The following is an 18,889-nucleotide window of genomic DNA, read 5'->3' as shown; positions in this document are numbered from 1 at the left end:
CCTGTCATGAGCCCTGCAGACCATCATCACGATCCCGCATCCCCCGGCGCGCAGCACCCTCACTCGTCCCCCTCATCCCCGAGTGCCCGCACCGGCGTCGCTGAGCACGCCACCCCCGATGCGCATCACGACCACGGAGCGCAGGGCGACCACGACGACCATGCGGGACATGCAGGTCATGGGGGTCATGCGGATCACTCGGCGCACGGAGGTCACGGCGACCATGCCGGGCACGGTGGCCACGCCGGCCACGGGGATCACGTCGGGCAGTTCCGTCGGCTGTTCTGGATCAACCTGATCATCGCGGTACCGGTCATCCTCTTCTCCCCGATGTTCGCGATGCTGCTCGGCTACAGCGTTCCCGACGCCCCCGGCGCGATGTGGGTCGCCCCGCTCCTCGGCACCGTCATGTACGTCTGGGGTGGCCGCCCGTTCCTCACCGGCGCGGTCTCCGAGATCCGTGCCCGTCAGCCCGGGATGATGCTGCTGATCGGGCTCGCGATCACGGTCGCATTCATCGCCTCCTGGGGAGCGACCCTCGGATTCCTCGACCCTCAGCTGGAGTTCTGGTGGGAGCTGGCCCTGCTGATCGTGATCATGCTGCTGGGGCACTGGGTGGAGATGCGCTCCCTCGCGCAGACCACCTCCGCGCTCGACTCCCTGGCCGCACTGCTCCCGGACCAGGCAGAGCGCATCGACGGTGAGGAGATCGTGAGCGTCTCCCCCGCCGAGCTGCGGCACGGGGATCTGGTCCTGGTGCGTCCGGGCGCGAGCATCCCGGCCGATGGCACGATCCGCGAGGGCCGCGCCGACGTGGACGAATCCATGGTCACCGGCGAGTCCCGCCCCGTGACGCGCTCTGCCGGAGACTCCGTCGTGGCGGGCACCGTCGCCACCGATTCCAGCCTCCGCATCGAGGTCACCGCCACCGGTGACGACACTGCTCTCGCCGGAATCCAGCGCCTGGTGACCGAGGCGCAGAACTCCTCCTCCCGGGCCCAGCGCATCGCCGACAAGGCGTCGGGGTGGCTGTTCTGGTTCGCGCTCGGCGCTGCCGTGATCACCGCGGTCGTCTGGTCGATGCTCGGAATGCCCGACGAGGCAGTGGTGCGCACGGTGACCGTGCTGGTCATCGCCTGCCCCCATGCTCTGGGGCTCGCGATCCCGCTGGTCGTCTCGATCGCGACCGAGCGGGCCGCCCGCGGCGGCGTCCTGGTGAAGGACCGCCTTGCGCTGGAGGCGATGCGCACCGTCGACGCCGTCCTGTTCGACAAGACCGGCACCCTCACCAAGGGTGAGCCCGTCCTCGCCGAGATCATCACCCGCGGCGCGCAGGAGCCCGAGGTGCTGGCTCTGGCAGCCGCCGCTGAGGCAGAGAGCGAGCACCCGCTCGCCCGCGCCATCGTCGCCAAGGCGCAGGCGGAAGGAGTCCAGATCTCGTCGGGCTCTGACCTCAGCTCCACCCCCGCACTGGGCGTGAGCGCCCGAGTGGACGGGCACGAGATCCGCGTCGGCGGACCACGACTGCTCGAGGAGACCGGAGCGAACGAGATCGCGGAGGCGGAATCCTGGCGCGAGGAAGGCGCGATCATCCTCCACGTCCTGCGGGACGGCGAGGTGATCGGCGGCCTGAAGCTCCACGACGAGGTGCGCCCCGAGTCCCGCGAGGCCATCGATGCCCTGCACAGCCTGGGAGTCGAGGTCGTCATGATCACCGGTGACGCCGAGGCCGTCGCGCACAGCGTGGGCCGCGAACTCGGGATCGACCGGGTCTTCGCCGGGGTGCGCCCCGAGGACAAGTCCTCGAAGGTCGCCCAGCTCCAGCAGGAGGGCAAGCAGGTCGCGATGGTCGGCGACGGCGTCAACGACGCCCCCGCCCTCGCTCAGGCAGATGTCGGCATCGCCATCGGCGCCGGCACCGACGTCGCGATCGCGTCCTCGGGAGTCGTGCTCGCCAGCTCCGATCCGCGCTCGGTGCTCTCGGTCATCGAGCTCTCCCGCGCCGCCTACCGCAAGATGACGCAGAACCTCTGGTGGGCTGCGGGCTACAACCTGCTGTCCGTGCCGCTCGCGGCGGGCGTCCTCGCCCCCATCGGATTCGTGCTGCCGATGTCCGTGGGAGCAATCCTCATGTCCCTGTCCACGATCGTCGTCGCCCTGAACGCCCAGCTCCTGCGACGCCTGGAGCTGAGCCCGGAGGCGACTGTGGCTGCGTTGCGAGCGCGCCGCTGACTTCCCCTCGTCGCACGGAAAGCTGACGACCGGGATCATCGCGCACGCACCGGCGAGCGTCGTGGCACTCTCCCCGCGGTCACTGTTCGGCGTGCTGGGCCTGGCCTCGCAGCGGGGAGGGGCGCTTCGTGTTCAGCTCGTCGGTGGATGCTCAGCGATGCAGAAGAGGTTGCCCTCGGGGTCGGACAGGGTGGTCCATTGGACGTGCGGGTACTCGTCCAGCACGTGCCATTCGACATTCGCCCCAAGAGCTTCGGCCCGTTCCACCTCGCTGGCGCGCGCACCCCAAGGGACTGTCAGGTCGAGGTGTGAGAACTGCCGATCCGGCCGCGCCCCTCGGAGCGGCTGCATGAACACGCCGAACCCATGTTCGCCAGCCGGGGCGATGTACACGCTGTCGCCACCCGCGCTCGTGGCACCACCGGTGAGCTGGGACCAGAACTGGCCGAGCTTGCCGGGATTGGCGGCCTCGAAGTTGTACGCACCGAGCGTCATGGCAGGTGAAGATGTCATGTCGAGAACTGTACGGGCGAGGAAGGACAGGCCCTGTCCTTGAAGCATCCGTGAATCGGCCATAAGTGTTCGTGGTGGCCGGCCCGGGGCTGGCTGGCTGGCACGAACACTTACAAGCCGGTTCACTGTTGCGGCGCCGGTTCGGAAATGAAGAAAAGAGGAAGAATGTTGGTGAAGATGTCTGCAAGCGTGACGACCAGGAAGGTCACCCCGATCGTTGTGCCGACTACCGCCAAGCTCGCGTCTCGTCACGGTGGAGGAGGGGACTGCCGCGCGAACAGGTCAGCTGCGGCCATCGACCGTTGACCCTTGAGCTGCTGACTGGCATCTGCGAGAAGATCGTTGCAGTGCCCCTCCCTGAAAAGCTCTCTCACAGAACACCGGCACCTCGACCTCCTGGATCTCGCCACCCTCGGCGTGCTCTTCGAGGTCGATCGCGTCGACGTCGTCCCCCTGCGCCGAGGTCTGCGCGTCCCCACTGGCGATCGTCGCGTGGATTTAGGTGATCAGGCTGTCGCGGTCCATGCTCGCTCCTCCGGTCGACAGTGGGGAGACTCTAGCGCCTGGGACCAGCAGGCGAAGGTGCCATCCCGTGCGGGACCGAACGGTCACTTCCAGTGACCGCGCACGGAGCCGCTCCCTAGGGTGGGCGCAGGGTCGAAATCCTCTCCAGCAGAGGGGAGGTTCCCCGACAGCGGCCCGGGCGCTCCGCTCTCCTGCGAGGGAGCGGAGCGCTTCGACGCGCTACCCCTCCACTGCGTTCACGCGCAATGCTCCTCGCCCTCAGCCGCGCAGCGAGCTACTGCTCGAAGTACGTCGTGGCGTGGGCGCCGTCAAGGGGAGAGACCAGTTCCTGGGCGACGTCGCGAAGTTTCATGTTGCGGTGGTTCGACGCGTCCCTCAGGATGCCCATCGCCTTCACCTGGCTGCACCGGTTCTGGCCCATGATGATCCCCGCAGCCAGATTGATCACGGTGCGCGAGGACATAGCCGTGCGCAGATCCTCTTCCGCATCGCGGTGCCTGGCCAGACGCACCGCGAGACGCAGGGCGCTCGATCCCTGGAGCACCTCGTGACGGATCAGCCCGATGACCTCGGGAGTGAAGTCGTGCGGCGAGTCCGAGTAGACGTTCAGGGCGGCCCGAGCCTCTCCATTCAGCTCGAAGGGGATCCCGAGCACTGAACGGACGCCTTGCTCCGCCGCGAGCGGGAGATAGTCAGGCCAGCGCGGGTCGTCCAGCACATCGCCGACGCGAATCACCGTGTGCTCGCGCATCGCGGTCATGCATGGCCCATCGGTGAAGCTGTTCTGAAGTTCGTCGAGCGCTTCGGCCTGCACACTCGAGGCCGCGGCGGTGCCAGCTTTCCTCTTGCGGAGCAGACTGACCGCGCACCACAGCGGTTGAGTCCCCTCGGGGATCCTGTCGGCGAGCAGGGAGAGGAACTCCTGCAGGAACGTGGTGATGTCTTCGCTGTTCAGCAGGAGGTCGTGCAGGTCCTCGTCGGTGTGCGGGCCGGTGGTGTTCGTCGAGTTCACAGATCCACCCCTCAGTCGGAGTCCGGACATTGGCCGAGCTCGCGTTCGTCCCACTGTATCCCCGCACCCCTGAGCGGAACGGGCCCTTCCCGCCCCACGCATCCCACCGCGGTCAGCTGCTTGCACTCGCGCCAATGCCCGGCGTGGTGCCCGCCGACCGTTGGCCAGGCACCGCAGGTGAGGTTTGGCCAGGTCGATCTCCCGCATCAAGTCTCCGGGCCGGTCCCTCATCCCCATGGGATCAGGGCGGTGCGGGGGCTGACACCCCCTGCGTGGTTCGCTCTGAGCGCTGACCTCTACTCGGAACGGGGTCGCGGACGAGTGATCGTCGACATCCGCACCCGGTCCCCTGAGGCTGCGCGGGCCCCGCGGGGACGCCACCGCGCGCCTTCGCGGCCATCCGTGCCTCAACTCCGTGCCTCTTCGGTGTCCGCTTCAGCAGTCCATCGCCCGAGCGCCCCCGCCCTCCGGCGGAGGGTGAGGGCGCGACGATGCTCAGCAAGCGTGAGCGCACACCGATTCGGGAATCTCGACGAACGCAAGGTTGTCCCGCGGAGCGTGGTGGCCCACATCCGCCGGGCCAGAGCGCTGACCGAGACAGGATCCCCGCACTCATCGGGGAAAGGCCGGTCCTGTCAGCATGTCCATTCTCGTGTGGGCCCGGAGGGGATCGAACCCTCGACCCGCGGATTAAAAGTCCGATGCTCTACCACTGAGCTACAGGCCCGCGCCCGGAGAACGGGCGGACTCATCCTACCGGCGTATATCGCCTCTCGGGGACCGCGCCCACCGTCGAGACCGGTGTGGGACGTGTGCGTCGGCGCACGGGGAAGGTGTAGAGGAAAGCCGTCATGGGCCCCAGCAGGATCCCGAGCACGCACACCCCGAGCGTGACGAGGAAGTAGAGGACGAAGCTCGCCGGTCCCGCCGCCAGGTCGACGTGGCGGCCGAGGAACTCGATCACCGGCAGATGCAGCAGATACGGCACGACTGAGCTGCGCCCCAGCCATTCGATCCCCCGCACCGGGAGCACGCGCGGGAGGCGCTGGGCGACGCCGATAGCCGCGAGCACGCCGATCAGCGCGACGAGCTGGGCGATCACCGGAATCCTCGGCTCGAGGTCGACGTGCGCGGCATAGCCCGCCCACGCCGCGACGATCACCAGGGCCGGGAGGAGCACGGGCAGCGGCACCGTCCGGGCCGCCAGGATGCGCCGCAGCGCGGCTCCCGCGAAGAAGTACACGGCGTAGTAGAGGAACTTGTCCGGGCGGGGCCCGTCCACGTCGTGCTCGATGCCGAGCAGCGGCATCGCGGTCCAGCCGGCGACGCTCAACAGCGCGAGCCACGCCGGGTGGATCCATCGCGTGAGCAGCCCCACCACGTAATAGAGGAAGAGGGCGAACAGGAACCAGGTGTACACGCCGTTGATCCACCACAGCGGATCCGTGCCGTGCTCCCAACCCAGGATCGACAGCATCACCGCGCTCCAGAGCAGCCAGGGCCACAGCAGGGCGCTGGCCTTGCCGGTGAGATATCGCCCGGCGGGCTTCTCCAGGGAGCGGGCCAGCAGCAGGCCCGAGGCGAAGAGCAGCACCGGCATGCGGAACGGGGCGGTCGCCTCGGACAGCACCACCATCGCGTGCGGTGTGGAGCCGTCCCACACCTGTTGGACCAGGCGCAGATGGTGGGCGATCACCAGCAGGATCGCTCCACCACGGAGCAGATCCATCCAGTGCTGGCGCTGCGGTGACGCGACGGCCTCGGGAGAATTCATCGGCGTCGAGCGTAGGCGGTGGGCCCCGTCGAGGTGCGGAGGCTCCTGGGAGGGGTTGTGCAGATCGGGTGCGGGGTCACTACGTCCCGCACCCGATCCCGGTCAGGAGGCTCAGCGAGCCTCGGCCAGCTCCCGGTCCCGCACGTAGTCGCTGACGTCGGCGTCCTCCCAGACCTCGACGTTCTTGATCTCCGGCAGGTCGGAGGCCAGGAAGATCGGGTCCAGGCCCTGGGCGCGCTGGGCGTTGTAGTGCTTCAGCAGCTTGAGCGCCGTGGGGGTGAGGATCGCGATCACGACCAGGTTGATCAGGGCGATGAACACCATGGACACCCCGGCGATGGTCCAGGCGAGATCCACAGCGATCACGGAGCCGAGGAACACCAGCGCCACCACGGCGACGCCGAAGGCCACGTGCCAGCCGCGCTTGGCGGTCAGGAAGTGCATGTTCGCCTCGCCGTAGGAGAAGTTCCCGAGCACCGAGGTGAAGGCGAGCAGGAACATGATCACCGCGAGCAGCACGGCGGCCCAGGAGCCGAGGTTCGAGGCGAGGGACTCCTGCACCATCATCAGGCCCTCTCCGCCGACGGAGACATCGGGGAAGGAGACCAGTACGATGAACCCGGTGATCGAGCAGATCAGCAGGGTGTCGAAGTAGACGCCGAGGGTCTGCACCAGGCCCTGCTTGACCGGGTGGCTCACCGAGGCGGTGGCGGCGACGTTGGGGACCGAGCCCATGCCGGCCTCGTTGGAGAGCATGCCGCGCTGGACGCCGTTGACGATGGCGGCGCCGATGCCGCCGCCGATGACGGCCTCCGGGTTGAACGCCTCGGTGACGATCTGGCCGAGCACCCGGGGAAGCTCGCTGAAGTTCATGCCGACGATGACGATGCCGAGGATGAGGTAGATCAGCGCCATGATCGGGACCATGTTCTGCGCGACTGAGGCCACGCGGCGCATGCCGCCGAAGATGATCCCGGCGGTGAGCAGCGCGAGCACCACGCCCAGCACGATCGGGAGCCAGGACAGGCCCTCAGGATCGGTGTAGAGCGCGACGGCGCCGGAGACGGCATCGACGATGGTGTTGGCCTGCAGCGAGGTGAAGGCGAAGGCGAAGCAGAAGATGAACAGGATCGCGAAGAATGCGCCGAAGCCGCGACTGCCCAGCCCGCGATGGATGTAGAAGGCGGGGCCGCCCTTGTAGGTGTCCGCGGAGCGGGTCTTCCACAGCTGGGCGAGGGTGGACTCGATGAAGCTCGCGGCGCCGGCGACGATGCACATGATCCACATCCACAGCAGCGCACCCGGGCCGCCCAGGAAGATCGCACCGGCCACGCCGGAGACGTTGCCGGTGCCCACGCGGGCGGCGGCGGAGATCGAGAAGGCCTGGAAGGCGCTGAGCGACTTGGTGCGCTCGGTGCGCCTGCCGCCGTCCTCGACCTGCTCGCGCTGGGCCTTCTGGGTGATCGCGCCGAACATCGCGGGGATCATCCGCAGCTGCACCGCACCGGTGCGGATCGTGAAGTAGAGACCGAGCACCACGACCACGGGCATCCCTGCCCAGGTCCAGAGCCAGCCCTCAGCATTTCCGAGGAACTCGTTCAGTGATTCGAGGGGGTTCATGGCCACGAGAGTAGCGAGGCGGCTGCGGAACGGCCCTTCCCCGGAGACAGCGAATCGCTCTGCTGGTCAGTGTTGTACCCGCGCGCGTACCCGCACACGAGGTTGTGTCCCGCATCGCGGTCACGTGACGCACACCACAGGCACTGCGTTCCGGGCCTGCGATTTCGCCGCTCACGGAGAGCGTCGTCGCAGGTCGTCGCGAATAGTCCACGGTTGTCCGACAATCTGATTCCCGGACGCCGGACGGTCACAGTTTCGTCACGACACTCCGGTGAAGCCCCTCCGGAGCCCCCCGGGGGGCTCCACAAGCGTCGCCGCTCTCGATACCGTTGACGGCGATATGGGCCAGTTGATGACGCACAGCGCAGACCACCCGTCCACCTCCGAGCAGACGACCGGACCAGGCTTCGCCCTGGATTTCCGCCCTCCCACCATGGAGGAGGGATCCGCCATGTGGCGGATCGCCCGCGACAGCGGCACGCTCGATCTGAACACCTCCTACGCCTACCTGCTGATGGCCCGCGACTTCGCGGCGACCACCCGCCTGGCGGTGCGTGACGGGGACGCTGTCGGCTTCGTGCTCGGCTACCTGCGACCCGCAGCGCCCGAGACCCTGTTCATCTGGCAGATCGCCGTGGACGAGTCCCAGCGCGGGCAGCGCCTCGCCGCCCGCCTGCTCGACGCCCTGCTGGCGGACCTCCCGCAGGTCACCGCGCTCGAGACCACGATCACGGAGGACAACGCCGCATCTCAGCGGCTGTTCGCCTCCTTCGCCGAGCGACACGGCGCCGAGCACACGACCGAGCCGCTCTTCGAGGAAGCCCACTTCCCGGATCCCGGCCACGGGGCTGAACTGCTGCACACGATCAGCGGACTGCACGCCGGGACCTGACCCCGGATTCCCCCGCACCACCCGTCGGCACGGGCGCTTTCACGCGCCACCGCGCCACCCGCAGAACCACGAACCACTACCCAGGGAGATGTCATGACTATGACCGCACTGAGCGAGACCACCGCGAAGCCCGAGCTGACCGACGAGGTCAGCGCCCCCACCGTCGACCCGACCGAGCTCGAGTCCGGCGTCCGCAGCTACTCGCGCGGCTGGCCCGTCGTGTTCACCCACGCCAAGGGCTCCGTGCTCACCAGCGAGGACGGCCGCGAGTACATCGACTTCTTCGCCGGCGCCGGCACCCTGAACTACGGGCACAACCACCCCGAGCTCAAGAAGGTGGTCATCGACCACTACCTCGAAGATCGTGTCGTGCACGGCCTGGACATGTTCACCGACGTGCGCCGCGAGTTCCTGCAGACCTTCAACGAGAAGATCCTGGGGCCCCGCGGGCTCGACTACAAGGTCGCCTTCCCCGGCCCCGGCGGCACCAACGCCGTCGAAGCCGCGCTGAAGCTGGCCCGCAAGATCACCGGGCGCGAGTCCGTCATCAGCTTCACCAACGCCTTCCACGGCATGACGCTCGGTGCCCTCTCCGTCACCGGCAACTCGATGAAGCGCGGCGGCGCCGGCATCCCCCTGGTCCACGCCACCCCGATGCCGTTCGACGACTACTTCGGCCAGGTCGTCCCGGACTTCATGTACCTCGAGGCCCTGCTCACCGATGACGGCAGCGGCCTGAACAAGCCCGCCGCCGTGATCGTCGAGACCGTCCAGGGCGAGGGCGGCATCAACGCCGCTCGCGCGGACTGGCTGCGCGGCCTCTCCGAGCTGTGCAAGAAGCACGAGATCCTGCTCATCGTCGACGACATCCAGATGGGCTGCGGCCGCACCGGAGGGTTCTTCAGCTTCGAAGAGGCCGGGATCAAGCCGGACATGGTGACCCTCTCGAAGTCGATCAGCGGCTACGGCCACCCGCTCGCGCTCACCCTGATCAAGCCCGAGCTCGACATCTGGGAGCCGGGCGAGCACAACGGCACCTTCCGCGGCTTCGGCCCCGCCTTCGCGACCGCCACCAAGGCGATCGACCTGTTCTGGAGCGATGACGAGCTCGAGCAGTCGACCATCGCCAAGGGCGCCTACGTGGAGAGCCGCTTCAACCGCATCGCCGCCAAGCACACCGAGCACGAGCTGATCGTCAAGGGTCGCGGCCTCGCCCGCGGCCTGCAGATGCCCGATGGTGAGATCGCCGGGAAGATCGCCGCGCGCGCCTTCGAGGAGGGCCTGCTGGTGGAGACCTCCGGCCCCTCCGACGAGGTCGTCAAGCTGCTGCCCGCGCTCACCATCCCCGATGAGCTGCTCGCCAAGGGCCTCGACATCATCGAGGCCGCCGTCGACGAGGCGCTCGCCGCCTGAGACCGCTCTTCCGTCGGCCCGCCTGCACCAGAGGGCGGGCCGACGGTCTGCGCCGGGCATCAAGCGCCCGCGCAGAACCCCTGATCCTGGACCATCCACCGGAAGGACATCCCCATGCTCGTTCGCTCGCTCGCCGAGGTCGAAGGCACCGACGCCGACATCAAGTCCGACACCTGGCGCTCCAAGCGCATCATCCTGGCCAAGGAGGGTGTGGGCTTCTCCGTTCACGAGACCACCCTCTATGAGGGCACCGAGAGCTACTTCTGGTACGCCAACCACATCGAGGCCGTCTTCATCACCCATGGTGAGGGCGAGATCGAGGACCTGGCCACCGGTGAGGTGCACCAGCTCGCCCCGGGCACCCTCTACCTGCTCAACGACCACGACAAGCACAAGGTGCGGGTCCGCAAGGAGATCCGCTGCGTGTGCGTGTTCAACCCGCCGGTCACCGGCCGCGAGGTGCACGACGAGAACGGCGTCTACCCGCTGATCACCGAGGACGCCTGAGAACAGCACCATCTGAGCTGAGTCGCTGAGCCCCAGCGGCCCGCATGAAGGAGCCCGGCAGGACTGATGTCCTGCCGGGCTCCTTCGGCTCTGCCCGTCGTCGTCAGCGGCGTGTTCAGCGGGCGGGAGCTCCGCCCTCGCGGGCATGGGTGATCGCGTCGATCCAGGCGGCCCGCCCGGTGACCACGAAGCTCTGCACCGTGCCATCGCGAAGGGTGACCGCGATCGAGTTCGGCATCAGCGGGATCACCCCGAGCAGCTTGGTCCAGGCGGTGCCCACCTCGGCGATCAGCGTGAGCGGCACCTCCGAGGGGCCCGATCGGATGTTGAATGCATGGCCGATGAAGACCAGCCTCTCCGTGGTCAGATACAGCGTCCCGCCCGCCGTCTCGGCGCCGCTCTGCATGTTCGCACGTCCGTTGCGCACGAGCGACTCCCCCTGGGCGAGGGGGAACGGGAGGACAGCGGGATCCTGGGTGCTCATGCTCTGCTCCTGCGCACGATCAGCAGGATCACGCCGATGGCCAGCAGCAGGAATCCGAGTGCTCCGCCGAAGATGGCAAGGAGAATGCCTCCGAGGCCCGCGAAGATGCCGCCGACGGATATCGGCGGACCCACTGCGATGGGTCCGCCGTCGCAGGAGACCACGTACTCCCCCGCCGCCTCGGCGGTAAAGGAGTCCACGCTCACCCAGGTGGCCTCGTTGGTGCCGGCGGTGCTGTTCTGCGAGGTGCCCTCGCCGACGGAGGGGCCGTCGACCGTGCAGCTGGGGGCCGGGGTCCCCTCTTCGACGTAGATCTGCAGCGAATCGCCCTCCTCCGCGGTGATGGTGCCGTTCCCGGAATTGAACACCTCGAGGTCATCCAGGCTGCTCACGGCACCACCGAAGCCGACGACTGCGAGCACCACGCCGATGATCACGCTGAGGGCGAGGATCACGGAGCCGAGGATGATCAGGATCTTCGGCGCCTTGGAGGGCTTCTTCGCCAGGGTGCCGGGGCCGCCCTGGGGTGCGGGGTGGCCCGCGCCGGTCGGTGCATAACCTCCGTCGGGCGCCGCATAGCCGCCTGCGGGCGCGGCGTAGCCGCCCTGAGGGACGGAGCCCTCTGGGCCGGGCGCTCCCGGGGAGGGCATGCCGCCCTGCGCGGGAATGCCGTGCTGGGGCGACAGCGGGCCGGGTGACGGCTGCTGCGGGGGAGGCTGGGTCACGGGGAGCTCCTCAAGTTCTGGTGGGCAACGGGATCAGGCTATCGCCCGCCCCGCACCCACCCGCAAGACTCCTCCCCCGCCGCCTAGACTGATCTCCATGCCCGATCCCCTGGTCCTCGCCGCCGAGGTCGAGACTGAGCTGGTCGAGAAGCGCTCCCGGTTCCTCACCCGGCTGCACCGGGTCGAGGAGGTCGAGCAGGCCGATGCTCTGCTGCGCGCGGCCCGGTCGCAGCATCCCGATGCCCGCCATCACTGCACTGCCCTGGTGCTGGGCGAGACCGCCGAGCGGGCAGAGATGAACCGCTCGAACGACGACGGCGAACCCGCAGGAACCGCAGGGATGCCGATGCTGCAGTCCCTGCTCCAGGCACGGCTGGTGGACACCTTCGCCATCGTGATCCGCTACTTCGGCGGGGTGAAGCTCGGCGCGGGAGGACTCGTGCGCGCCTATACCGCCGGGGTCGAGCAGGCGGTCGCGGCAGCGACCCTGCTGCGCCGCACCGAGCTGGTGGTCGCGCAGCTCGAGGTGCCTCCGGCGGAGGTCGGCATCGCGGAGAACGCAGTGCGGATCTGGGCAGCCGCCCGCGGTGCGACGGTCGAACCGACGCAGTACACCGCCCGCAGAGCACTGCTCACGGTGCTGGTGGCGCCCGAAGACTTCGACGAGCTCACGGCAGATACCGCCCGCTGGTCCTCAGGGCGGCACGGCGTCGAGGACGCAGGGCGCCGCACCGCTGACGTCCCGCTCTGAAAGCTCGACAGTCCAAGCGCTCCGAAGCACTCAGCGCGCTCTGCACGCCGGGCTCCGGGCTCTGGGGTCTGCGGACACTGCGGACACTGCGGACACTGCGCACTGCGGAGGTTGCGCTCAGATGTCGTCCTCGGCGGCAGGGCCGCCTTCGTTCTCCCAGTTCTCCAACCGCTTCACCGTGCGCGGATTGAACTTCTGCCGCACTCCGTGGCCGTAGCCCGCGATCTCGTCGGCGGGCAGCAGCTCGATGCCGAACTCCTCGAGCGCGGCATGGAGCCGGAGCTCCTGCTCCTGCGTGAGCGTGCGGAGCCCGCGCTCGAGGCCGCGCAGATGCTCCACCTCGAGGCCGGAGTGCTCGGAGAGGTCCAGGAGGGAGATCTGGGCGAGGGCCCGTGCGGCCCGGGCCAGATCTGCGGTGATCAGGGGCGCTGTAGTGGTCATGCCTCCAGCCTGGCTCACGGCGCTGGAAAGCACCAGGGCGGGCGGGTCAGGCGGGTGCGTCAGGTGCCTACCGGGACCGAACGGGCGTCCCGTGCAGTCGCCACATGGGCCGGGCGCGACGACGGCGCCGCCCCGGGAGTCCCGGGACGGCGCCGTCGGCGTGGTGGCACCCGCAGGCGCCGAAATCAGAAGATCAGGCGCGGCCCTTGGTCGCGAAGCCGTAGATGACCATCACGATGATCGCACCTACGATGCCCAGCAGGATAGTGCCGATGCTCCAGGGGTTGCTCATGATGCCGCTGACGCCGTCGCCACCCAGCAGTGCACCGATGAAGCCGCCGACGATCGCGCCGATGACGCCGAGCACGATGGACACGCCCAGGCCCATGCCCTGCTTGCCCGGCATGATGGCTCGTGCGAGGAGGCCGATGATACCGCCGATGATGATCCAAGAGATGATGAGTCCGATGAGGCCCATGATTGTCAGTCCATTCTTTGGGGAAGAGAAAGGTGCTTGCGCATTCATTGTGGATCACATTCCGTGTATTTCCGCGGAACCTGTGCATGTGCCCAGGTCACAGAGGCGACCATGTGGTCCGCTCGTGTCGGATCGGAAGCTCGGCTCCAGGGTGCTCGCGCCGTGATCCTCCCCGTGTTCGTCGCTCCCCAGCCCCCTGCTGGTCACCTCGATGGGGAATGATCTTCCGGTGACCGATTCCCCTGCCCTTCTGCCCGAGCTGCTCGCCGGCCATCGCGCCCCCGCTCCGAGCACCCTTGTGGAGATCTTCCGCCATGTCGTCGCAGAGTCCGGCGATGCGCCTGCGGTGGACAGCGGGATGGAGACCCTGACGTACACCGAGCTGGACCAGGCGGCCATCGAGGTCGCTGCCCGGCTTGCCGAGCACGGCGTGGGTCCCGGCGACAAGGTGGGGGTGCGGATCAAGTCCGGCACCACTGATCTGTATGTCGCGATCCTCGGCATCCTGGTCGCCGGCGCCGCCTATGTGCCGGTCGACGCCGACGATCCCGACGAGCGCGCCCGCGTGGTGTTCGAGGAGTCCGCCTCCGTCGCCGTGATCGGCAACGACCTGGTCATCACCCCCACCGGCGCAGCCACCGTCGGTGCAGGCACTGCCGACGCGGTGACCGCCGACGCAGGCATCACCAGCGCAGGCGCTGCCGACGCTCCCGCCCCGGAGCCCGTGCCGCAACGCGAGGTCGAGCCCGGGGACGACGCCTGGGTCATCTTCACCTCCGGCTCCACCGGGAAGCCCAAGGGGGTCGCGGTCTCCCATCGTGGCGCCGCAGCCTTCGTGGAGGCCGAGTCGCGCATGTTCCTCCAGGACGCACCGATCGCACCTGGTGACCGGGTGATGGCCGGGCTCTCCGTCGCCTTCGATGCGAGCTGCGAGGAGATGTGGTTGGCCTGGGCGTATGGTGCTTGCCTGGTGCCCGCGCCGCGCTCGCTGGTCCGCTCGGGGGTGGACGTCGGCCCCTGGCTCGCCGCCAACCGCATCAGCATCGTCTCCACCGTGCCCACCCTGGTCTCCCTCTGGCCGGACAGCGCCCTGACCGAGGTGCGGCTGCTGATCATGGGCGGGGAGGCCTGCCCGCCCGAGCTCGCCGCCCGCCTCCAGGCCGCCAGCCGCGAGGTGTGGAACACCTACGGTCCTACCGAGGCGACCGTCGTGGCCTGCGGCGCGATGCTGGACGGCGACCCTGCTGGTCCCGTGCGGATCGGGCTGCCCCTGGATGGCTGGGACCTCGCCGTCGTCGACGCCGAGGGGAATCCTGTCGCCGCGGGAGAGTCCGGCGAGTTGATCATCGGCGGGGTGGGACTGGCCCGCTATCTCGATCCCGAGAAGGACGCCGAGAAGTACGCCGCGATGCCGACGCTCGGCTGGGACCGCGCCTACCGCTCCGGGGACATCGTCGTGAACGACCCCGCAGGGCTGCTTTTCGCAGGCCGGGCCGACGATCAGATCAAGCTCGGCGGGCGCCGCATCGAGCTCGGCGAGATCGATGATCAGCTGCTGCGGGTGCCCGGGGTGATCGGTGCCGCGGCCGCTGTGCGCTCCACGAAGTCTGGCAACAAGCTCCTGGTCGGCTATCTCACCGTCGATGCCGGCTACGACGCCGAGATCGCGAAGGGCCTGCTGCGCCAGCGGATGCCCGCCGCCCTGGTGCCGCGCCTGGCCGTGGTCGACGAGCTGCCCACCCGCACCTCCGGCAAGATCGACCGTGACGCCCTGCCCTGGCCGCTCGCGCATCGTGGTGCGCCCTCGGCAGCGCTCTCCGGCACCGCCGCCTGGATCGCGGAGATCTGGAGCGAGGTGCTCGGCGCCGACGCCACCTCCGGCAAGGATGATTTCTTCGACTTCGGCGGCGGCTCGCTGACTGCCGCGCAGGTGGTCAGCCGGCTGCGAGAGAAGCATGCCGCGCTCACCGTCGGCGACGTCTACACCCACTCCACCCTCGCCTCTCTCGCCGGGCACCTCGACGGGATGGGCACGTCCGCGGCCGCGAGCGACCGCACCGTCGCGCCGGTGCGCCGTCGCACCCAGATCGCCCAGCTGCTCGCCCTGGTGCCGCTGCGGGCGCTCGCGGCGCTTCGCTGGAGCACCTGGCTGATGCTCGCCTCCACCCTCGGCGCGGCCCTCACCGACCTGCCCTGGCTGGTGGCTTTCCCGCTGTGGCTGGTGATCCCGCTGGCCGCGGTGATGCTGCTGCCGCCCGGCCGGATGACGCTCGCCGCGCTGCTGGCACGGCTGCTGCTGCGCGGGGTGCGACCCGGCAACCATCCGCGCGGCGGCCGCGTGCATCTGCGGCTGTGGCTGGCGGAGAAGATCCAGGAGGAGCTCGGTGCGACGAACCTCGCCGGCGCCGCGTGGTTCCCGCTGTATGCCCGCCTGCTCGGGGCGCGCCTCGGCCGGGACGTGGACCTGCACACCCTGCCCCCGGTCACCGGGATGCTGGAGATCGGCGACGGCGCCTCGATCGAACCCGAGGTCGACCTGGCCGGCTACTGGATCGACGGCGACCGGCTCCGGATCGGCCAGGTGCAGATCGGCAAGCGAGCCCGCATCGGGGCCCGCAGCATGCTCGGCCCGGGAACGAAGATCGGCCGGGAGGCGGAGGTCGCGCCCGGCTCTGCCGTGCTCGGTGCCGTCCCCGCAGGTGAGTTCTGGTCCGGCTCCCCCGCCGAGCGTCAGGCGAAGGCCCGCGGCCCCTGGTCCACCGACGCCCCCCGGCGCCGCCCGCTGTGGCTGCTGGTCTTCGCTGCGCTCTCCCTTGTGATCGCCGCGCTGCCGGTGGTGGCGATGCTGACCGGTGCGGCGGTGCTGCTGCCGGCCGTGCATGACACCGACAGCTTCGGCGCGGCGCTGCTGGCCGCTCTGCCCTGGCTGCCGCTCGCGGCACTGGCAGGATTCGGTGCGCTGATGGTGCTGGTCATGGTGCTGACCCGGCTGATGGCGCTCGCGATCCGGCCCGGCCACCATCCGATGCGCTCCGCGGCCGGGGTGTCCATCTGGGGCACGCTGCGCCTGCTCGACGAGGCCCGCACCTGGCTGTTCCCGATCTATGCCGGGGCGCTCACCCCGCTCTGGCTGCGCCTGTTGGGCGCCAAGGTGGGCAAGGGCGCGGAAGTCTCCACCGTGCTGCTGATCCCCTCCCTGGTGCAGGTGGGCGAGTACTCCTTCCTGGCCGACGACACCCTGGTGGGTGCCTACGAGCTGGGCGGCGGCTGGATCCGGGTGGAGCACGTGAAGGTCGGCAAGCGCGCCTTCGTCGGCAACTCCGGGATGCTCGCCGCCGGGCGCAAGGTCCCCAAGCAGTCGCTGGTCGCGGTGCTCTCCGCGGCGCCGCGGCGGAAGACCGCGAAGGCTGGCACGTCGTGGCTGGGCAGCCCGCCCCGCGAGTTGCGCCGCACCGAGGATGATCACGACTCGACCCTCACCTACGACCCGCCCCGTCGGCTGCTGGTGCAGCGCGGGCTGGTCGAGACCGGCCGCATCGTGCCGCTGCTGGTGGCGCTGCTGCTCCCGGTCGCCGTCGGTGCGACGCTGTTCGCCCTGCTGCTTCAGGGCACCTGGGGCGTGGTGGCCGCGCTGCTCCTCGGCGGTCCGGTGCTGCTCGCGGCCGGCGTGCTCGCCGCGGGGATCACGGTCGTCGCGAAGTGGTTGATCATCGGCAAGCATCGCCCAGGCGAGCATGCCCTGTTCACGCCCTATGTGTGGCGCTCCGAGCTGGCTGACACCTTCACCGAGGTGCTCGCCGCACCCTGGTTCGCGAACGTCACCTCCGGCACCGTGGCGCTGAACCTGTGGCTGCGGCTGCTCGGTGCGAAGATCGGGCGGGGCGTCTGGTGCGACCCGTACTGGCTGCCCGAGACGGACCTGGTCACCCTCGGCGCGGGGGCCACGATCAACCGCGGCTGCGTGGTCCAGACCCACCTCTTCCAGGACCGAGTGCTGAGCATGGACACCGTGACTCTGGGCGAGGGTGCGACCCTGGGTCCCGGCGGGGTGATCCTGCCTGCCGCGTCGATCGACCGGCACGCGACCGTCGGCCCCGTCTCACTGGTGATGCGGGGCGAACGCGTCCCGCCCGGCACCCGCTGGACGGGCAACCCCATCGGCCCCTGGGAAGAAGAGGACGACGCATGAGCCTCACGGCAGCACTCCACGCAGGCAGCGATCCGTACCTCCCCCGGCACGGGGACGAGACCTTCGAGGTGCTCCACTATGACCTGACGATCGCCTACAAGGTCGAGGGCAATCGGCTCGATGGGGACGCGACCCTGACCTGCCGCGTTCTGGAGGAGACCGACGTCCTCCACCTCGACCTCTGCGGCCTGCATCCCCAGAAGGTGTTCGTCGACGGTCGTGCGCAGCGCTTCACCCACCTGCGCGGGCGACTCGCGGTCAAGCTCCCCCTCACCCCTGGGACGGAGCTCACGGTGCGGGTGAAGTACTCCGGCAAGCCGAGCCCGGTCTCCACCCGGCACCTCGGCTCCGCCGGCTGGGAGGAGCTCGAGGACGGGGTGATCGTCGCCGCGCAGCCGCATGGGGCGCCCACCTGGTTCCCCTGCAACGACCGCCCCGACAACAAGTCGACCTACGCCATCACCTTCTCCGCGCCGCCGGACTACACCGTCGCCGTCTCCGGGGAGCTGCAGGGCAAGAGCCGCAAGGGCAACGCCGTGACCTGGTCCTACGAGCAGACGGCGCCGATGGCGACCTATCTCGCGACCGTCCAGATCGGTCGCTATCGAACGCTCGAGCACGCCGGCGCCCCGGTGCCGGTGCGCACCATCGCCCCGCCGCAGCTGAGCGCCGCAGATCTCCAGGGCTCCTTCGACGCGCAGCCTGCGATGCTCACCTTCTTCGCGAGCCTGTTCGGGGACTACCCCTTCTCCTCCTACACCGCGGTGATCACGGAAGACGAGCTGGAGATCCCGCTGGAGTCGCAGGGACTGTCCACCTTCGGCAGCAACTTCGTGGACACCGAGTGGGAGAGCGTGCGCCTGATCGCCCATGAGCTGTCCCATCAGTGGTTCGGCAACTCGGTCACGCTGCAGCGCTGGCAGGACATCTGGCTCCACGAGGGCTTCGCCTGCTACTGCGAATGGCTGTGGGCTGAGGAGTCCGGGGTCTCCAGCGTGCAGGCCGAGGTGGACAAGCATCACGCGCTGCTGGCAGAGCTCCCCCAGGACGATCTGCAGCTCGCTGATCCGGGCCCGGAGCTGATGTTCGATGACCGCGTCTACAAGCGCGGAGCGCTGACTGTGCATGCCTTGCGCCTGCACCTCGGAGAGGAGCGCTTCTTCGCGTTCGTCTCCGGCTGGCTCGCGGAGCACCGCGGCGGCAGCGTGACCACCGAGATGTTCCTGGCGCAGGTGCGCCGCGAAGCCGGCGAGGACGCTGCTGCGCTGCTGATGCCGTGGCTGTTCGAGACCGAGCTGCCGCCGTGCCCGGTGCCTGCGAGCGCGTGACGCCC

15 protein-coding genes and 1 tRNA gene are annotated in these 18,889 nt (G+C 69.2%); 7 read left to right on the top strand and 9 right to left on the bottom strand.

The features are described 5' to 3' along the window. The first annotated feature begins 6 nt into the window (after nt 1-6). On the top strand, nt 7-2,232 hold the full coding sequence (locus tag ABD893_RS05825; protein WP_345076730.1) for a heavy metal translocating P-type ATPase: 2,226 nt from the start codon (nt 7-9) through the stop codon (nt 2,230-2,232). Nucleotides 2,233-2,364: 132 nt separating this feature from the next. Here the strand turns inward: ABD893_RS05825 and ABD893_RS05820 are convergent, their stop codons facing one another. From ABD893_RS05820 to ABD893_RS05800, 5 genes are all read right to left on the bottom strand, one after another. Beyond that, nucleotides 2,365-2,745, bottom strand: a complete 381-nt coding sequence (locus tag ABD893_RS05820) for a VOC family protein (protein WP_345076727.1) — start codon at nt 2,743-2,745, stop codon at nt 2,365-2,367. 799 nt (nt 2,746-3,544) lie between these two features. Continuing rightward, nucleotides 3,545-4,282, bottom strand: a complete 738-nt coding sequence (locus ABD893_RS05815; protein WP_345076724.1) for an ANTAR domain-containing protein — start codon at nt 4,280-4,282, stop codon at nt 3,545-3,547. Between the two features lie 655 nt (nt 4,283-4,937). Next, nucleotides 4,938-5,009, bottom strand: a tRNA-Lys gene (locus ABD893_RS05810). Nucleotides 5,010-5,030: 21 nt separating this feature from the next. Beyond that, nucleotides 5,031-6,056 carry an acyltransferase family protein gene (locus tag ABD893_RS05805; RefSeq protein WP_345076721.1) on the bottom strand — a complete coding sequence of 342 codons (1,026 nt, stop codon included), beginning with the start codon at nt 6,054-6,056 and terminating at the stop codon, nt 5,031-5,033. A 111-nt stretch (nt 6,057-6,167) separates the two neighbouring features. Next, nucleotides 6,168-7,676, bottom strand: coding sequence for an alanine/glycine:cation symporter family protein (locus ABD893_RS05800; RefSeq protein ID WP_345076718.1), 1,509 nt, complete (start codon nt 7,674-7,676; stop codon nt 6,168-6,170). A gap of 352 nt (nt 7,677-8,028) precedes the next feature. Between ABD893_RS05800 and ectA the strand changes: the two genes are divergently transcribed. The 3 genes from ectA (at nt 8,029) to ABD893_RS05785 (ending at nt 10,488) form a co-directional block, all read left to right on the top strand. Next, a complete protein-coding gene (ectA, locus tag ABD893_RS05795) occupies nt 8,029-8,568 on the top strand; it encodes a diaminobutyrate acetyltransferase (RefSeq protein WP_345076715.1) in 540 nt (179 codons plus the stop codon). A gap of 93 nt (nt 8,569-8,661) precedes the next feature. Next, complete coding sequence (gene ectB / locus ABD893_RS05790; RefSeq protein ID WP_345076712.1) at nt 8,662-9,981, top strand: diaminobutyrate--2-oxoglutarate transaminase; 1,320 nt, start codon at nt 8,662-8,664, stop codon at nt 9,979-9,981. A gap of 114 nt (nt 9,982-10,095) precedes the next feature. After that, the gene (locus ABD893_RS05785) at nt 10,096-10,488 is read left to right on the top strand and encodes an ectoine synthase (RefSeq protein WP_345076709.1); all 393 of its coding nucleotides are present in this window, start codon (nt 10,096-10,098) and stop codon (nt 10,486-10,488) included. A 115-nt stretch (nt 10,489-10,603) separates the two neighbouring features. Here the strand turns inward: ABD893_RS05785 and ABD893_RS05780 are convergent, their stop codons facing one another. Both ABD893_RS05780 and ABD893_RS05775 read right to left on the bottom strand, forming a co-directional pair. Next, the gene (locus ABD893_RS05780; protein ID WP_345076706.1) at nt 10,604-10,972 is read right to left on the bottom strand and encodes a hypothetical protein; all 369 of its coding nucleotides are present in this window, start codon (nt 10,970-10,972) and stop codon (nt 10,604-10,606) included. Continuing rightward, entirely contained in the window at nt 10,969-11,697 is a 729-nt protein-coding gene (locus ABD893_RS05775; RefSeq protein WP_345076703.1) for a hypothetical protein, read from the bottom strand. Before ABD893_RS05775 ends, ABD893_RS05780 begins: the two co-directional genes overlap by 4 nt. A 97-nt stretch (nt 11,698-11,794) precedes the next feature. On the opposite strand from ABD893_RS05775, the gene ABD893_RS05770 reads away from it, so the two are divergent. Then, nucleotides 11,795-12,448, top strand: coding sequence for an IMPACT family protein (locus ABD893_RS05770; RefSeq protein WP_345076700.1), 654 nt, complete (start codon nt 11,795-11,797; stop codon nt 12,446-12,448). A gap of 117 nt (nt 12,449-12,565) precedes the next feature. Here ABD893_RS05770 and ABD893_RS05765 read toward each other — a convergent pair whose 3' ends face one another. Together ABD893_RS05765 and ABD893_RS05760 are read right to left on the bottom strand one after the other, a co-directional pair. Beyond that, on the bottom strand, nt 12,566-12,889 hold the full coding sequence (locus ABD893_RS05765; RefSeq protein ID WP_345076697.1) for a hypothetical protein: 324 nt from the start codon (nt 12,887-12,889) through the stop codon (nt 12,566-12,568). A gap of 193 nt (nt 12,890-13,082) precedes the next feature. Further along, a complete protein-coding gene (locus tag ABD893_RS05760) occupies nt 13,083-13,367 on the bottom strand; it encodes a GlsB/YeaQ/YmgE family stress response membrane protein (protein WP_345076694.1) in 285 nt (94 codons plus the stop codon). A gap of 211 nt (nt 13,368-13,578) precedes the next feature. Between ABD893_RS05760 and ABD893_RS05755 the strand changes: the two genes are divergently transcribed. Further along, nucleotides 13,579-17,556, top strand: a complete 3,978-nt coding sequence (locus tag ABD893_RS05755; RefSeq protein WP_425548346.1) for a Pls/PosA family non-ribosomal peptide synthetase — start codon at nt 13,579-13,581, stop codon at nt 17,554-17,556. Then, complete coding sequence (locus tag ABD893_RS05750; RefSeq protein WP_345076688.1) at nt 17,553-18,884, top strand: M1 family metallopeptidase; 1,332 nt, start codon at nt 17,553-17,555, stop codon at nt 18,882-18,884. Before ABD893_RS05755 ends, ABD893_RS05750 begins: the two co-directional genes overlap by 4 nt. The last annotated feature ends 5 nt before the right edge of the window (nt 18,885-18,889 follow it).

The sequence above is a fragment of the Brachybacterium paraconglomeratum genome (assembly GCF_039541415.1).
GTDB classification, from domain to species: domain Bacteria; phylum Actinomycetota; class Actinomycetes; order Actinomycetales; family Dermabacteraceae; genus Brachybacterium; species Brachybacterium paraconglomeratum_A.
The sequence above is the reverse complement of the archived record's forward strand: the minus strand, read 5'-3'. Positions and strand labels throughout refer to the sequence as shown.

Excerpts from the sequence above, each read along its gene's own strand:
- ABD893_RS05825 (WP_345076730.1), top strand. The coding sequence starts at position 7 with ATGAGCCCTGCAGACCATCATCACGATCCCGCATCCCCCGGCGCGCAG.
- ABD893_RS05820 (WP_345076727.1), bottom strand. The coding sequence starts at position 2,745 with ATGACATCTTCACCTGCCATGACGCTCGGTGCGTACAACTTCGAGGCC.
- ABD893_RS05805 (WP_345076721.1), bottom strand. The coding sequence starts at position 6,056 with ATGAATTCTCCCGAGGCCGTCGCGTCACCGCAGCGCCAGCACTGGATG.
- ABD893_RS05800 (WP_345076718.1), bottom strand. The coding sequence starts at position 7,676 with ATGAACCCCCTCGAATCACTGAACGAGTTCCTCGGAAATGCTGAGGGC.
- ectA (WP_345076715.1), top strand. The coding sequence starts at position 8,029 with ATGACGCACAGCGCAGACCACCCGTCCACCTCCGAGCAGACGACCGGA.
- ectB (WP_345076712.1), top strand. The coding sequence starts at position 8,662 with ATGACTATGACCGCACTGAGCGAGACCACCGCGAAGCCCGAGCTGACC.
- ABD893_RS05785 (WP_345076709.1), top strand. The coding sequence starts at position 10,096 with ATGCTCGTTCGCTCGCTCGCCGAGGTCGAAGGCACCGACGCCGACATC.
- ABD893_RS05780 (WP_345076706.1), bottom strand. The coding sequence starts at position 10,972 with ATGAGCACCCAGGATCCCGCTGTCCTCCCGTTCCCCCTCGCCCAGGGG.
- ABD893_RS05770 (WP_345076700.1), top strand. The coding sequence starts at position 11,795 with ATGCCCGATCCCCTGGTCCTCGCCGCCGAGGTCGAGACTGAGCTGGTC.
- ABD893_RS05765 (WP_345076697.1), bottom strand. The coding sequence starts at position 12,889 with ATGACCACTACAGCGCCCCTGATCACCGCAGATCTGGCCCGGGCCGCA.
- ABD893_RS05760 (WP_345076694.1), bottom strand. The coding sequence starts at position 13,367 with ATGGGCCTCATCGGACTCATCATCTCTTGGATCATCATCGGCGGTATC.
- ABD893_RS05755 (WP_425548346.1), top strand. The coding sequence starts at position 13,579 with ATGGGGAATGATCTTCCGGTGACCGATTCCCCTGCCCTTCTGCCCGAG.
- ABD893_RS05750 (WP_345076688.1), top strand. The coding sequence starts at position 17,553 with ATGAGCCTCACGGCAGCACTCCACGCAGGCAGCGATCCGTACCTCCCC.